The sequence below is a fragment of the Paracoccus spongiarum genome (assembly GCF_030732095.1).
Lineage (GTDB): Bacteria > Pseudomonadota > Alphaproteobacteria > Rhodobacterales > Rhodobacteraceae > Paracoccus > Paracoccus spongiarum.
Genome location: NZ_JAVAMQ010000007.1, coordinates 56324 through 70975, shown reverse-complemented (window position 1 = coordinate 70975; position 14652 = coordinate 56324). Strand labels below are relative to the sequence as shown.

The window sequence follows — 14652 nt, the reverse complement described above, 5'->3', positions numbered from 1 at the left end:
GCCGTTGCAAAAAGGCGACTGTTTCTCTTGGTTACTTGCGTGCGGCGCTTGCGAGCGTCCGATTCCGGCCGACCGGCAGGACCATCGGCCGCCCCGAGACCGGATCTGCGATGACCCTGCTGCTGAGCCCGAAGACCTCGCGCATGGTCGGTTCGGTCAGCACCTCTTCCGGTGTTCCCTGCCTGTGGACGCGCCCCCGCGCCAGCGCGACCAGGTGATCGGCATAGCGCGCGGCAAGGTTCAGGTCGTGCAGAACCATGACGATGGTCGTGCCGCGCCGCTCGTTCAGGTCGCACAGAAGGTCCAGCAGTTCGACCTGATGGGTCACGTCGAGGAAGGTCGTCGGTTCGTCCAGCAGCAGAAGGTCGGTTTCCTGCGCCAGCGCCATGGCGATCCAGACCCGCTGGCGCTGTCCGCCGGAAAGCTCGTCGATGGCGCGTTCGGCCAGGTCTGCGGTGCCGGTCGCCTCGAGGGCCGCGGCCACCGCCGCGTCGTCCTGCAGGCTCCAGCGCGAGATGAGGCCGTGATGCGGGTGGCGGCCGCGGCTGACCAGATCGGCCACGGTGATCCCCTCGGGCGCGGCGGGCGATTGGGGCAACAGCCCCATCACGCGCGCCAGCGCCCGCGTCGGCATCCGGTGGATCGAGGCGCCGTCCAGCGTCACCGCGCCACGACCGGGTCGCAGAAGCCGCGACATGACCCGCAGCAGGGTCGATTTCCCGCAGGCATTGGCACCGACGATGGCGGTCACCCGGCCCGGCAGAATGTCCAGGTCCAGCCCCTCGAGGATGGGCCGGCCGCCATATCCCGCCGACAGGTCCGCAACGCGCAGTTGGTGGCTCCGGGTCACAGCGAGGCTCCGTTCCGGTTGGCTCGGATGATGAGGTGGATCAGGAAGGGCGCCCCGGCCGCGCCGGTCACCACGCCGACCGGATAGCGGCCGGGCAACAGGAACTGGCCCGCATAGTCGCCCGCAAGGACCAGCACCGCACCGACCAGCGCGGCCGGCACGAGGACCGAGCCGTGCGGCCCCACGATGCGTGCGGCGATTGGACCGGACAGGAAGGCCACGAAGGCGACCGGCCCGGTGGTCGCGGTGGCGACCGCGATCATCGCAACCGCGCCGATCATGACGGCCAGCCGCGTGCCCGCGACCCGCACCCCAAGCGCCGCGGCGAGGTCGTCGCCCGCGCGCAGCACCTCGAGGTCGCGCCGTCGGGCCAGCACCAGCCCGCCGCCAAGCATCAGCGCCGCCAGCAGGGGCGGGGCCTGGTCAAGGCGTGCGCCATTCACGCTGCCACCCAGCCAGCGCAGCGCCTCTTGCAGGTCCCAGGCAGGCGCCCGCGCCAGCGCGTAGGCGATGACGCTGTCCAGCATGGCCGCGATGCCGATGCCCACGAGGATCAGCCGCGAGCCGGTCACCCCGTCGCGGAAGGACAGCGCATAGATCAGCAGCGCCACCGCAAGGCCCGCGGCGATCGCCAGCCCGAAGATGGCCGCGCCGTCCAGCGACAGGAACACGATGCCGCAGATCGCCGCCGCGCTGGCACCGGCGCTGACGCCGAGGATGTCGGGGCTGGCCAGCGGGTTGCGCAGCATGACCTGAAAGGCCGCACCCCCGAGGCCGAGGCTGAGACCCGCCAGCACCGCCACGACCGCGCGCGGCAGCCGCAACTGGCCCACGGTGAAGCTGGCGCCCGGAACATCGTGGCCCGTCAGCACGCGCAGCACATCGGCCGGCGGCGTCAGGCTCTGGCCCAGGATCAGCGTCAGTGCGAAGCATACGGCGATCAGCGCCGCGATCACCAGAAGGATCGACCTGCGCCGTCCGGCCCGGGCGCGGCGCCCCGCGATGAGGGCGGTGATCGCGGCGCCGCTCACAGCGCGCGCACCCGGTGCCGGCGGACGATGGCGATGAAGACCGGCGCGCCGATCAGCGCGGTGACGATGCCGACCTCCAGTTCGGCGGGGCGGGCGACCAGCCGGCCGAGGATGTCCGAAGCGGTCAGCAGCGCCGCCCCGCCCAGCGCTGACGCCGGCAGCACCCAGCGATGATCGACCCCCAGCAGCAGCCGGCAGACATGCGGGATCACCAGCCCCACGAAGCCGATCGGCCCGCAGACCGCCGTGGTCGCGCCGCACAGCATGATCGCGGCCAGTGCCGCCATCGCCCGCGCGGCCGCGACCCTCTCGCCAAGGCCGGCCGCCACCTCGTCGCCAAGCGCCAGCATGTTCAGCCTGCGCGCCGACAGCATCGCAAGCGCGAACCCGGCCAGCAGCACCGGCAGCACCAGATGGATGCGATCGGGCGTCATTCCGCCGACGCCGCCCACCTGCCAGCTGCGCACGCCGCCGGCGATGTCGGCGCGGGGCAGCACCACCGCCAGCGTCAGCGAGGAAAAGGCGACCGATGTCGCCGCCCCCGCCAGTGCCAGCTTCAGGGGCGTCGCGCCGCCGCGGCCAAGCGATCCGACGGCATAGACGAAGCCCGCCGTGATGCCCGCGCCGAGGATCGCCAGCCAGACAAAGCTGGCCGGCGAGGCCAGGCCGAACCAGGCGATGCCGATGACCACGGCCAGCGCCGCGCCGTTGTTGATGCCCAGAATGCCCGGATCGGCCAGCGGGTTGCGGGTGATGCCCTGCATGATCGCCCCCGACAGGGCCAGCGCCGCCCCGGCCGCGCAGGCCATCAGCGTGCGCGGGATCCGCAGCGCCACCGCCGCCTGGCCGATGGTCTCGGTGCCGCCTGTCAGCCCGGCCAGCAGGTCTGGCCATCCCACCGCGCGGGCACCGACCGCGATCGACAGGGCGCCCAGCAAGGCCACGCACAGCGCGAGGCCGATCAGCGCCGCCAGCCGCGCCGCCGCCGGAGAGGCGCGAGGCGCCGCGACCACCGGGGCAAGGTCACTCATCGGCCGCACGCGCGGCATCGGCCAGCAGCGCCAGATAGTCGTCCAGCACCCAGGAAATCGACAGCGGCGTCGGGTTCGCGCCGGTGCCGACGGCGTCGTTGCCCAGCATCACCAGCCCGCCGCGGGCCACCGCCGGCATGTGCGCAAACAGGGGATCCTGCGTCAGCCGCTTGCGCAGGTCCGGGCCGCCATAGGACACGAAGATGTCCACGTCGCGGAAGGCGTCGATCAGTTCGGCGCTGGTCTCGCCCGCATACTGGCCGGGCCGGGTCGCCTCGCGAACCGCCTGCGGCAGGGCAAGCCCCAGGTCGCCGAAGAACTTCACCCGCGTGTCATTGGCCGAGTAGAACCGCACCACGCTGAGATCGGTGCTGTCCAGATGGGTGATGAACATGGCCGACTTGCCCGCCAATTCGGGACGCTCTGCCGTCGCCGCGGCGATTTCGGCCTCGAGCCGGGCAATCAGCCGATCGCCTTCGGCGGCCATGCCAAGCCCTGCGGCGTTGATGCGGATCATCGCGCGCCAGTCGGTCGACCAGGGCGCCTCGGGATAGGCGACGACCGGGGCGATCTGGCTCAGCATGTCGTAGTCGGCGCGGCTGAGGCCCGAATAACCCGCAAGGATGACATCCGGCGTGGTGGCGGCGACCGCCTCGAAGTCGATGCCGTCGCCCTCGTCGAACAGGGGCGGGGCTTCGGCGCCCAGCTTGTCAAGCCTGGCCTTGACCCAGGGCAGCAGCCCGTCGCCGTCCTCATCGCCGAATCCGGCCGCGGCAAAGCCCACGGGCACGATGCCCAGCGCCAGCGGAACCTCGTGGTTGGCCCAGGCGACGGTGGCGACGCGCTGCGGCTTGCGGGGAATGACGGTCTGGCCGAAGGCGTGGTCGATGACGATGGGCGCGTCCCCGGCCCTTGCCGCGCCCGCAGCCAGCAGAAGCGCGAGGACATGAAGTGCCGTCCGAAAGCCCGTCATCACCATTACCTTATTCTTTCTGTCGCCTTTCCCATGCCGCGCCGGGCGTGTCAAGACAAGGGTGGTGTCTTCGCGGCTGGCGACTGTCGCGGCGGCGCGATCAGGCGGGAAGGGCCGCCGCGATCCGCGCCAGGTCGCCGGCATCGGCGCGGCCCTCGCCCGTTGCGCGGGCCGCGATGCGCTGCCAGACCGCACGCAGCAGCAGCCGTGCGGTTCGGTGCGCGAAATCATGGGCCAGCGGCAGCGGATCGTCGGATGCCCCGATCCGGGTCGCGTCCTCGCGCCATGCAGCCAGCGCCGCGATGGTCGCGGGATCATCCCCGGCAAGGCGTCCGATCAGCGCCCCGAAATCGCCCTGCGCGGCGCCCTCGGCGAGGCGCAACCCGCGGGTGGCCAGCGTCACGGCGTGGATGCCGTTCGTGCCTTCGTAGATCGCGGTGATCCGCGCGTCGCGCCAGATCTGTGCGACCCCGTATTCCTCCAGATAGCCATAGCCGCCCAGGACCTGGATGCCCAGATCGGCGGCGCGGATGCCCGCCTCGGATCCGAACAGCTTGCACAGCGGGGTCAGGAACTCGACCAGCGCCGGACGCTCGGCGCGCTCGATCTCGGCCAGCGCCAGATGGCACATCGCGCGCGCCCCCATCGCCAGCGCCTGCTGTTCGTCCAGCATCCGCCGCACATCAGGGTGGTCGGCCAGCACCGCAGGGCGACCATCGGCGGTGCGGCCCTGATGGCGATCGGCCGCATAGGCCGCCGCGATGGCATGGGCGCGGGCCGCATGGGCCACGCCCTGCAGGGCCACGTCGATGCGGGCGTGGTTCATCATCGTGAACATCGCCGCCAGCCCGCGCCCCTCGGCACCGATCAGCCAGCCCGTCGCGCCGTCGAATTCAATCTGGCAGGTGGGCGAGGCGTGCAGCCCCAGCTTTTCCTCGATCCGGGTTACCGTGACGGCGTTGCGGCGGCCCGCGACTTCGGCGGGGCAGAGAAACAGCGACAGACCCTTCACCCCGTCCTCGGGCGCCCCGGTCCGGGCCAGCACCAGATGCAGGATGCCCGCCGAAAGGTCCTGGTCGCCCCCCGAGATGAAGATCTTCTGCCCGTCGATCCGCCAGGCATCGCCCGCGCGGCCGGCGCGGCAGCGGATGCGCGACAGGTCCGACCCGGCGCCCGCCTCGGTCAGGCACATCGTCGACAGCCACGCGCCCGAGGCGAGGCGCGGCACGAATTCGGCCTGCTGCGCGGCGCTGCCATGCGCCATCAGCGTCTCGATGGCCCCGGCGGCGAGGCTGGTCACCATCTGCAGCGAATGGTTCGCGGCGGTGAAGATCTCCGAGATCGCGGCAGCGGTCAGATGGTCCAGCCCCTGCCCGCCATGGTCTTCGGGCGCGGTAAGCCCCTGCCAGCCCGCGCCCGCCAGTTCGGCATAGGCGGCGGCGAAGCCGTCCGGCATGACGACCCTGCCGTCCTCCAGCCGGCAGCCCTGGCGGTCGCCCGGTGCGTTCAGCGGCGCCAGCACGCCCTCGGCGAAGCCTGCGAAATGCCGGACGATCTCGTGCGACAGCTCGGCATCCCAGCAAGGCACGTCGCCCGCGAAGGTCCGCAGGCTGAAGAAGATGTCATCGACCGGGGCCCGGAAGGGGATCATGGCGCGATCCCCAGCAGGCGCATGGCATTTTCTTTGAGGATCAGCGGGCGCACCTCGTCGCGGAAATCGGCCTTGTCGAAGGCATCCAGCCATTTTTCCGGCGCGATCATCGGCCAGTCGCTGCCGAACAGCATCTTCCTGCGCAGCATGGTGTTGGCATATTGCACGAGGATCTTCGGGAAGTATTTCGGCGACCAGCCCGACAGGTCGATATGGACGTTCGGCTTGTGCTGGGCGACGGCCAGCGCCTCTTCCTGCCAGGGAAACGAGGGGTGGGCGAGGATGATCGGCATGTCGGGGAAATCGACCGCCAGATCGTCCATATGCATCGGGTTCGAGTATTTCAGCCGCATCCCGTTGCCGCCGCGCATCCCCGAACCGACGCCGGTCTGTCCGGTGTGGAACAGGGCGGGCTTGCCGCTTTCCGCGATCGCCTCGTAAAGGACATAGGCCGCGCGGTCGTTGGGATAGAATCCCTGCATGGTCGGGTGGAACTTGAAGCCCTGGACGCCGTGGTTCTGGACCAGATCGCGCGCCTCTCGGGCGCCGATGCGGCCCTTGGCCGGGTCGATCGAGGCGAAGGGGATCAGGATGTCCGAATGCCGCGCGCAGGCATCCGCCACCTCGTAATTGTCATAGCGGCGATAGCCCGTCTCGCGTTCTGCATCGACCGGAAAGATCACCGCCGCGATATTGGCCTGCCTGTAATGCGCGGCCGTCTGGTCGATGGTCGGCGGGTGCTGCCAGGGTGCGCCGAAATACCTGGCCATCGTCGATTGCAGGTCGTCATATCCATCATCGGCATGGCAGCCGCAGGGTTCCTCGGCATGGGTGTGAAAGTCGATGGCGCGGATCTTGTCGAAATCGATCATCGGGTTTCCTTTCAGACGCGGATCAGCGCCGGGTCCTCGTTGTCGTAAAGCCGTTCCAGCAGGGCGGCGCGGCGGGTCAGGATCTTCTTGATGTTCAGCGATCCCTTGTCGGTGATCTCCTGGGCGGCCAGCACCGGCGGCTCGGCCAGCACCAGCGCGCGGGTGATGCGTCTGGCCGATCCGGTCGCGCCCTCGTTCAGCCCCCGCAGGGCGGTCTCGATCCGGGCGGCCAGTTGCGGGTCGGCCAGCGCGCCCCGCGAGGCGGCATCCGGCGCGGCAAGGCCGGGCAGGGGAAAGACGAACAGGCCGATCTCGCCCCGGTCATGGCCGCAGATCACCACATCCTGCGCGAGCCCCCTCAGCCGGTCCAGCACGGTCATGCGCAGCGTCCCGGCCTGCACCCAGGTGCCGGTGTCCAGCTTGAAATCCTCGGACACCCGCCCATCGAAGATCAGCCCGCGCGAGGCGTCGGCCGGATCGACCAGCCGCACCGCGTCACCGGTGATGAAGAAGCCCTCGGCATCGAAGGCCTCGGCGGTCTTGCCGGGGTCGCCGTAATAGCCGCGCGTGACGTTCGGCCCCCTCACGCGGATCTCGCAGCGCATCTCGTCATCGGGGATCAGCTTGACCTCGACGCCGGGCAGCGGAACGCCGATCACCCCTGAGCGGCCGATGGGTTCATGGACCATCACGCAGGCCGGGGCCGTCTCGGTCAGCCCCCAGCTCGAGGCCATCATGGGCAGGCCGCCGCGCTCCTCGATGCAGAATCGCTCCAGCCGCAGCCAGACCTCTTGCGGCAGCGAGGCTCCGGCATAGAAGATCAGGTCCAGATCGCGAAACAGCCGTGCCCGCGTCTCGGCGTCGGCCTCGGCGGCGTCGGTCAGCATCGCGAAGCCCACCGGCACGTTGAAGGCCAGCGTGCCGGGATGGTCGCGGCGGTTGGCCAGCGTGGTGGCAAAGCCGCGCGCGGTCGGCTTGCCCTGGTCGATCGTCAGCGTGCCGCCATTCGCCAGCATCATGTTGACGTTGTGGCTGCCGCCGAAGACGTGGTTCCAGGGCAGCCAGTCGGTGACGCGGGGCGGATGCGTGCGCAGATAGGGCATCACCGGGGCCATCTGGGCCTGGTTGGCGCACATCATGCCGTGGGTGGTCAGCACTCCCTTGGGCTCGCTGGACGAGCCCGAGGTGAACAGGATCTTGGCCAGCGTGTCGGGGCCGACACCGGCATGGGCCGTTTCCAGACCGGGATGGTCGGGCGCGGCCAGCAGGTCGGCAAAGGCCGTGACGGCCCGCGGCGCGCCCTCGGGACGGGCCGCGACGATCTCGACCTCGGCCAGTTGCGGCAGACGCAGCGCGCCGGCGTAACGTTCCGCGTCATCCACGAAGGCCAGCCGCGGGCGGACCTTGTCGAGGACGAAGACCAGCCGGCCATGCGCCTCATCGATCAGGGAATACTGCTCTGCCAGGGGCACCACCGGGACGCCGACATATTGCGCGGCCAGCGACAGGACCAGATGGTCGATGCCGTTGCCCGACAGGATCGCGATGCAGTCGCCCGCGCCCATGCCCCGCGCCAGCAGCGCCGAGGCCACGGCACGGACCTGCGCCAGCAGGTCGCGATAGGTGACATCGCGCCACGGCCCGCTGTCCGTCGCCGGACCTGCGCGTTCGGACAGGGCCACGCGATCGGGCGCGGCCTCGGCCCAGCGGTGCAGCCAGTGCCCGGTATTGGGCGCCACCGGGTCCATCTTCTGCGCCGCGCGCAGCAGGATGGTGCCGTCCGGGCGGTCCTCGCGGATCGTGTCATGCGGCACCCAGGGGGTGACGGTGCGGCCGCGTGCCCAGGCGGCGCGTTCGGCGGTGTTGTCCGCGGTCAGGGGCGGTATGTCGGTCATTCTCTCCTCCCTTTCGCGCTGTCAGCGGAAAACCGGCGGGCGCTTTTCCAGAAAGGCGCGCAGCCCTTCCTCGGCGTCGGGCGTGGTCTGGACCAGCGCCGCGCAGAGGCTTTCGGTGAACAGCCCGTCGGCGCGCGACATGTCGTTGATCCGGGCCAGCGCCTGCACCATGAAATAGTTCGACATCGGCGCGTTCCCGGCGATCTCGGCGGCCAGCTTGCGGGCCAGCGGCAGCGCCTCCCCCTCCGCGACGCTGTAATGGGTCAGCCCCAGTCGCAGGCCATCCTCGGCGCCGTATTTCCGTCCCGTCAGCATCATTTCCACCATCCGGTCCGGCCCGATGATGCGGCCCACCCGGACCGAGGCGCCGCCGCCGACGAAGATCCCGCGCCGCCCCTCGGGCAGCTGGAAGATCACCGAGGGCTCGGCGATGCGCACATGCGTCGCCGCGGCCATCTCGAGGCCGCCGCCGATCACTGCCCCGGCCATTGCCGAGATCGTCACGCGACCGCCGAACTGGATCATCTCCATCACCCGGTGCCAGTTGCGCGAGTGATGCACGCCCTCTTCGGCGCTGCGGTTCACATGTTCGGACAGGTCGAGGCCGGAACAGAAATGCCCGCCCGAGCCGGTCAGGATGACCACCCGCACTTCGGCGGGCAGGGTTGCATAGGCGTGTTCGATCGCGGCGATCAACCCGTCGCTCATCGCGTTGCGCTTGGCGGTGCGGACCAGGGTGATGGTGGCGACCTGGCCGTCCGGTTCGGTTGTCAGGTAGGTGGCGTGATCGGACATGGCGTCCTCCTTGAGCAGGGTCATTTGGGTTGCAGGCGCACGGCGCTGTCGAGCCGGATCACCTCGCCATTCAGCAGCGGGTTCTCGACGATGGCCTGCACGAGCATCGCGTATTCTTCGGGCTTGCCCATGCGGGCGGGAAAAGGCAGCCCGGCCTCCAGCGCGGCGCGGGCCTCGGCGGGCAGGCCCGCGCTCATGGCGGTTTCGAAAAGGCCGGGGGCGATGGTCATCACGCGGATTCCCCACCGGGCAAGCTCGCGGGCCGCGGGCAGGGTCAGCGAGGCGATGCCGCCCTTGGATGCGGCATAGGCCGCCTGGCCGATCTGGCCGTCCTGCCAGGCGACCGAGGCGGTGTTGACGATCACCCCGCGCGCGCCGTCCGCGTCCAGCGGCGCGGCCTCGGCCATGGCGCGGGCGGCGTGGCTGAGGACGACATAGCTGCCATAGAGGTTGACGCGCAACGTCCGCTCGAACAGTTCCAGCGACAGGCCGCCGTCGCGGGGCAGGATGCGGGCGGCGCTGCCGATGCCGGCGCAGTTGACCACGATCCGGGGCGTGCCCAGGTCGGCCGAGACGCGGACGAAACCCGCCCCAACGGCGGCCGGGTCCGCGACATCGGCGGCAATCGCGAGCCCGCCGATATCATCCGCCACGCGGCGGGCCGCGGCCTCGGTCAGGTCCATGACCGCGACCCGTGCGCCCTGCGCGGCCAGCCGTCTTGCGGTGGCCTCGCCCAGCCCGCTGCCGGCGCCGGTGACAAGCGCGATCTGTCCGTCGATCTGCATCGCAGTTCCTTTCGCTCAGATGAAGCCGCGCAGCGCCACGAGGCCCGCGACCAGGGCCAGGTCGGCCAGGATGAACGGCACGATCCCGGCAAAGACCTGTTCCAGCCGCACATAGTCCCGCGCGACCGAATGGATGACGAAGACGTTCAGCCCGACCGGCGGGGTGATCATCCCGATTTCCAGCAGCTTGGCGACCAGAAGGCCGAACCACAGCTTGTCCACGCCGTGCTGCGCGAGGATCGGCAGGAACAGCGGCAGGGTCAGCAGCAGGGCGCCGATCGGTTCGAGGAACATCCCCAGGATGAGGTAGATCACGATGATCGCCAGCAGCAGCGCGAAGGTGCCCAGCCCCAGCCCCTCGACGAAGGCGCCCATCTGCATCGACAGCCCCGACATCGCGACCAGCCGCGTGAACAGGTTGGCGCCGATGGCGATGATGAACAGCGAGCCCGAGGACAGCAGCGTATCGACAAGGCTTTCCTTGAAGCCCACCCAGCTGAGCGAGCGGCGGCCCAGCCCGATCAGCAGCGCCACGAAGCTGCCGAAGGCGCCGGCCTCGGTGGCGGTGAAGAAGCCCGAGAAAAGGCCCCCGAACACCGCCCCGATCAGCAGCAGCACCGGCCAGATCTGCGCCGTCTTCCGCCAGCGGTCGCCCATCGTGTAGGCCTCGGCCCGTGGCAGCCGCGACGGATCGCGCCACCAGACCACCAGCACGGCGGCGACATAGAAGGCCAGCGAGGCAAGGCCCACGAACAGCCCGCCCAGGAACAGCTGGTTGATCGAGGTCTCGGCCTGGATGCCGTAGAGGATCAGGATGATCGAGGGCGGGATCAGCGCGCCGATGGTGCCGCCCGCCGCGACCGAGCCGGTGGCGATGCGCAGGTCATAGCCCTGCCGGGCCATTTCCGGCACCGCGATGCGCCCGATCGCGGCCGAACAGGCCACCGACGAGCCCGACACCGCCGCGAAGCCCGAGGCCCCGGCCAGCGAGGCGATGGCCAGCCCGCCCGGCATCCAGCCCCACCAGACCCGCGCCGCCTCGAACAGCCCGCGGGTCAGCCCGGAATGATAGGCGACATAGCCCATCAGCAGGAACATCGGGATCGACGACAGGGTCCAGCTGGCCGAGGTGGTATAGGGGATCGTGGACAGCATCGACAGCGCCGGGCGCAGCCCCGCGACCGCCCAGATGCCAAGGAATGACACGGCGATCAGTGCGGCGGCGATGGGCACGCGGGCGGCGATCAGCGCCAGCAGCGCGACCAGGGCCAGAATGCCGATGGTGACGGGTTCCATCACGCGTCCTCCTCGAGGGCCTGAAGCTGATCCAGCGGGTCATGGTGGCCGTCAGTGAAGCGGCCGGTCAGCACCTCGAGGATGCGGATGGCAATCACCAACAGCGCCAGCCCGAACGACACGGGCAGGATCCAGTAGCTGGGCCAGGTGACAAAGCGGATGGTGCCGGCCTCGATATAGGCGCCGCGCGCCGTCTGCCGCATCGCCTCGCCCGCAGAGCCTTGCAGAAGCACCGCCAGCACGCCGCCGAACACCGCAAAGCCGAACAGATGCACCGCAGCCAGCGCCCGACCGGACAGGCCCTGGGTGAAGATCGTCGCCTCGATATGGCGTCGCTTCACCTCGGTCAGGGCCAGCGGCAGCACGCTGACGGCGACCATGTAGTACTTGCCGACAAGATCGGGCGTGGCCGGAAAGCCCGCGCCGATCAGGGCGCGCATGAAGACGTCCACCACGACTTGCAGCATCATGGCCAGCAGCACGAGGCCGCCGATGACCATGCTGGACCGCGCAATCGCGGCCTCGACCGGTTTCAGCATCCGATCCTCCGGGGGTTGGGGGGCAAGGCTGGGCGCGCGCCGCGGTCCGGCGCGCGCCGGGGGACTTACTGGCCGTAGGCCGCGAAATCGACCTGCGACCAGATCTCGCGCTCGCGCAGCGCGCCGAGGTCCTCGGCCGTCATCCCGGGCGTCACCAGCCCTTCCCATTTCTCGACCAGCGCGGCGTAGCGGTCGATCTTGGCCTGCGCGTCCGCGACGCCCCGATCCTGCAGGATGCTGGCAGCGGCGGCCAGCCGATCGGCATTGAACGCGTCGCGCGCGGCGATCAGGCTTTCGTCGGGCTCGATGAATTCCACCAGCTTCTCGGCCCGGACCTCGTCGATCTGCGCGTCGAAGCCGGCAAGGCCCGCGGCGATGCCGTATTGCGCGGCAGTCGCCAGCGCGTGGCGGTCAGTGGCGTCCATCCGGTCCCACAGCAGTTGGCTGGCGGTGCCGGTGGCGGCGCCATTGAACAGGCCCTGGTCGATCTCGGTCACGTATCCGATGACGTCCCCCAGCCGGTTCGAGATGATCTCGTGGGGCGAGCTGATGGTCGCGTCGATCACGCCCTGGCTGAGGGATTCGAACAGTTCACTGGACTGCATCTGCACGGCCACCCCCCCAAGGCTTTCGATGAAGGCCGCGTAGAAGGGCGAGCCGCTGCGCACCTTCATGCCGCGCATCTCGGCCGCGCTGCGCACCGCCTTCGTGGACAGAAGCTGATAAAGCGGCGTTGCGTCCGAGCCCAGATAGACCTGGCCATTCCGCGCGAACTCGGCCAGGCAGGGCTCGCAGGTGGCGATGTATTCGGTGACGGCCGACGAGACCACCCCGGGATTCGAGCCCAGCATCGACAGTTCGGTCACGACCCCGCTTTCGGGATACTCGGCCACGAAATAGGGCATCAGCAGCGGGCCGAATTCGGTGATTCCATCGCGCAGGCCGGTGGACATCTCGTTCGGCGCGACCAGCCCCGAGGGGGTATCCTGTCCGGTCCAGCGGCCCTCGGTCAGTTCCTCTAGCTTGGCGAACATCGTCGGATAGACGTCGCGGGCGATGGCGTGGTTGGGGCCGAAGCCGCTGGTTGCACGGATGGTGTCGGCCGAGGCTGTTGCGGCCAGGGTGGCCATCGAGCATGCGACGGCCGTCGCGAGAATACGCGTTTTCATGGGGTTCCTCCCTTGGATGGCTCTTTGTCGCGGCCGGCCTCCTCTGCCGGCGCGCGGGTCTTCCGTCAGGCTGTGGCGCGGCCCTCCAGCCGCAGCAGCGCCGCGATCAGGGTGGCGCGGTCGTCCTCGTCCAGCCGGCCGAAGACAGCATCCTCGGCCTCGCGGATGTTCTGTGCCGCGCGGTCGCGCAGATGGTGCCCGCGCAGCGTGACCCCAAGCGCATAGCGCCGGCGGTCGGTGGGCACCTTGGTGCGGGTGATGAGGCCGCGGTCCTCCAGCTCGTCGATGATGACGACAAGGTTGGACCGCTCCATCTGCAGGGCCTGGGCCAGTTCGGCCTGCACGATGCCGGGATTGTCGGCGATGATCGACAGGCAGGAAAAGCTGACCACGCGCAGGTCGTCCTCGGCCAGAACCCGCTGAGCCTCGGGCTGGATGCGCATGTAGGCGCGCTTCAGCCGGTATCCGATCAGCGAGCCGAGCACGAGATCCTCAACGATGGGGCCGGTCCGGTCGTCGGGCGATTCGTCAGGTTGCGCCATGCGTTCCTCCTGCCAAGATGGGTATGATGAATAATGGTTATAGTCAATAACAATAAACGGACCTGCGTGCGGTCGGCGCCGTCCCGCCCTGAGGATACGTGACGCAGCCACGCGCAACGCAAGGGGACCGCCGGGCGGATCAGCGCCGACGGTCCCCGGATCCAATCTGCGCCGGGTCAGGCCAGCGAGGTCGAGCCCATCGACAGGAATTTCTGCCGCCGCTCGCGGATCAGGTCGGCGGGCTTGCGGTCGGCGAGATCGGCCAGCATCGCGGCGATCTCGGCGCCGACCGAGGCGATGGCGGCCGCGGGGTCGCGCTGCGCGCCGCCGACGGGTTCGGCGATGATCCCGTCGATGACGCCCAGCTTCTTCAGGTCCTGCGCCGTCAGCCGCAGCGCCTCGGCCGCGTCGCGCATCCGGTCGGCGTCCTTCCACAGGATCGAGGCGCAGCCCTCGGGCGAGATCACCGAATAGATCGAGTGTTCCAGCATCGCGATGCGGTTGGCCGTCGCGAAGGCCACCGCGCCGCCCGACCCGCCCTCGCCGATGATCACGCTGACCAGCGGCACCCCGATGTCCAGGCATTTCTGGGTGCAGCGGGCGATCGCCTCGGACTGGCCGCGTTCCTCGGCACCCTTGCCGGGATAGGCGCCGGGCGTGTCGACCAGCGTGATGACCGGCAGGCCAAAGCGATGCGCCATGTCCATCAGCCGGATCGCCTTGCGATAGCCCTCGGGCCGGGCCATGCCGAAATTGTGGTGGATGCGCGACTTGGTGTCGTTGCCCTTTTCATGGCCGATCACCACGCAGGGCGCATCGTTGAAGCGCGCCAGCCCGCCCATGACGGCGTGATCGTCGCCAAAGGCGCGGTCGCCCGCCAGGGGAGTGTATTCGCTGAACAGCGCGTCGATATAGTCGCGGCAATGCGGGCGATCGGGGTGCCGGGCGACCTGCGTCTTGCGCCAGGGGTCAAGCGAGCGGTACAGATCGCGCAGCAGGTCGGCGGATTTGCGGTCCAGCGCCGCGGCCTCTTTCTCGACATCGACGGCGTCCTCCGCCTTGCGGGCCATGGCGCGAAGTTCTTCGGCCTTTCCCTCGATATCGGCCAGCGGCTTTTCGAAATCCAGATAGACCATGCGCGGGATGCTCCGGGGCTGTTCGCGGGGTGGTCCCTATATGATCGCCTGCGGGGCGGATTGCAACGCGGCCGCGGCGCGGCGACT

Annotated in this window: 14 protein-coding genes; all 14 read right to left on the bottom strand. The window is 69.7% G+C overall.

Features of this window, described 5'->3' with window-relative positions:
- Positions 1 to 31 precede the first annotated feature (31 nt).
- Complete coding sequence (locus tag Q5Y72_RS09410) at positions 32 to 850, bottom strand: ABC transporter ATP-binding protein (protein ID WP_305963162.1); 819 nt, start codon at positions 848 to 850, stop codon at positions 32 to 34.
- Positions 847 to 1881 (bottom strand): FecCD family ABC transporter permease, encoded by a 1035-nt coding sequence (locus Q5Y72_RS09405; protein WP_371930800.1) that lies wholly within the window; start codon positions 1879 to 1881, stop codon positions 847 to 849. The genes Q5Y72_RS09410 and Q5Y72_RS09405 overlap by 4 nt, the downstream gene beginning before the upstream one ends.
- Positions 1878 to 2912: a FecCD family ABC transporter permease gene (locus tag Q5Y72_RS09400; RefSeq protein WP_305963161.1), complete on the bottom strand. Its 1035-nt coding sequence runs from the start codon at positions 2910 to 2912 to the stop codon at positions 1878 to 1880. The genes Q5Y72_RS09405 and Q5Y72_RS09400 overlap by 4 nt, the downstream gene beginning before the upstream one ends.
- Complete coding sequence (locus Q5Y72_RS09395; protein WP_305963160.1) at positions 2905 to 3885, bottom strand: ABC transporter substrate-binding protein; 981 nt, start codon at positions 3883 to 3885, stop codon at positions 2905 to 2907. The genes Q5Y72_RS09400 and Q5Y72_RS09395 overlap by 8 nt, the downstream gene beginning before the upstream one ends.
- Positions 3886 to 3985: 100 nt before the next feature.
- Positions 3986 to 5536, bottom strand: a complete 1551-nt coding sequence (locus tag Q5Y72_RS09390) for an acyl-CoA dehydrogenase family protein (protein WP_305963159.1) — start codon at positions 5534 to 5536, stop codon at positions 3986 to 3988.
- Positions 5533 to 6408 carry an amidohydrolase family protein gene (locus tag Q5Y72_RS09385; RefSeq protein WP_305963158.1) on the bottom strand — a complete coding sequence of 292 codons (876 nt, stop codon included), beginning with the start codon at positions 6406 to 6408 and terminating at the stop codon, positions 5533 to 5535. The genes Q5Y72_RS09390 and Q5Y72_RS09385 overlap by 4 nt, the downstream gene beginning before the upstream one ends.
- An 11-nt stretch (positions 6409 to 6419) precedes the next feature.
- The gene (locus Q5Y72_RS09380) at positions 6420 to 8303 is read right to left on the bottom strand and encodes a feruloyl-CoA synthase (protein ID WP_305963157.1); all 1884 of its coding nucleotides are present in this window, start codon (positions 8301 to 8303) and stop codon (positions 6420 to 6422) included.
- Between the two features lie 21 nt (positions 8304 to 8324).
- A complete protein-coding gene (locus Q5Y72_RS09375) occupies positions 8325 to 9122 on the bottom strand; it encodes a crotonase/enoyl-CoA hydratase family protein (RefSeq protein WP_305963156.1) in 798 nt (265 codons plus the stop codon).
- On the bottom strand, positions 9119 to 9883 hold the full coding sequence (locus tag Q5Y72_RS09370; RefSeq protein WP_305963155.1) for an SDR family NAD(P)-dependent oxidoreductase: 765 nt from the start codon (positions 9881 to 9883) through the stop codon (positions 9119 to 9121). Before Q5Y72_RS09370 ends, Q5Y72_RS09375 begins: the two co-directional genes overlap by 4 nt.
- Positions 9884 to 9898: 15 nt before the next feature.
- Positions 9899 to 11179 carry a TRAP transporter large permease gene (locus Q5Y72_RS09365; protein ID WP_305963154.1) on the bottom strand — a complete coding sequence of 427 codons (1281 nt, stop codon included), beginning with the start codon at positions 11177 to 11179 and terminating at the stop codon, positions 9899 to 9901.
- Entirely contained in the window at positions 11179 to 11718 is a 540-nt protein-coding gene (locus Q5Y72_RS09360; protein ID WP_305963153.1) for a TRAP transporter small permease, read from the bottom strand. The genes Q5Y72_RS09365 and Q5Y72_RS09360 overlap by 1 nt, the downstream gene beginning before the upstream one ends.
- Positions 11719 to 11783: 65 nt before the next feature.
- On the bottom strand, positions 11784 to 12887 hold the full coding sequence (locus tag Q5Y72_RS09355; protein ID WP_305963152.1) for a C4-dicarboxylate TRAP transporter substrate-binding protein: 1104 nt from the start codon (positions 12885 to 12887) through the stop codon (positions 11784 to 11786).
- A 65-nt stretch (positions 12888 to 12952) separates the two neighbouring features.
- Positions 12953 to 13429: a MarR family winged helix-turn-helix transcriptional regulator gene (locus tag Q5Y72_RS09350; protein ID WP_305963151.1), complete on the bottom strand. Its 477-nt coding sequence runs from the start codon at positions 13427 to 13429 to the stop codon at positions 12953 to 12955.
- A gap of 176 nt (positions 13430 to 13605) precedes the next feature.
- Complete coding sequence (locus Q5Y72_RS09345) at positions 13606 to 14565, bottom strand: acetyl-CoA carboxylase carboxyltransferase subunit alpha (protein ID WP_305963150.1); 960 nt, start codon at positions 14563 to 14565, stop codon at positions 13606 to 13608.
- Positions 14566 to 14652: the final 87 nt, after the last annotated feature.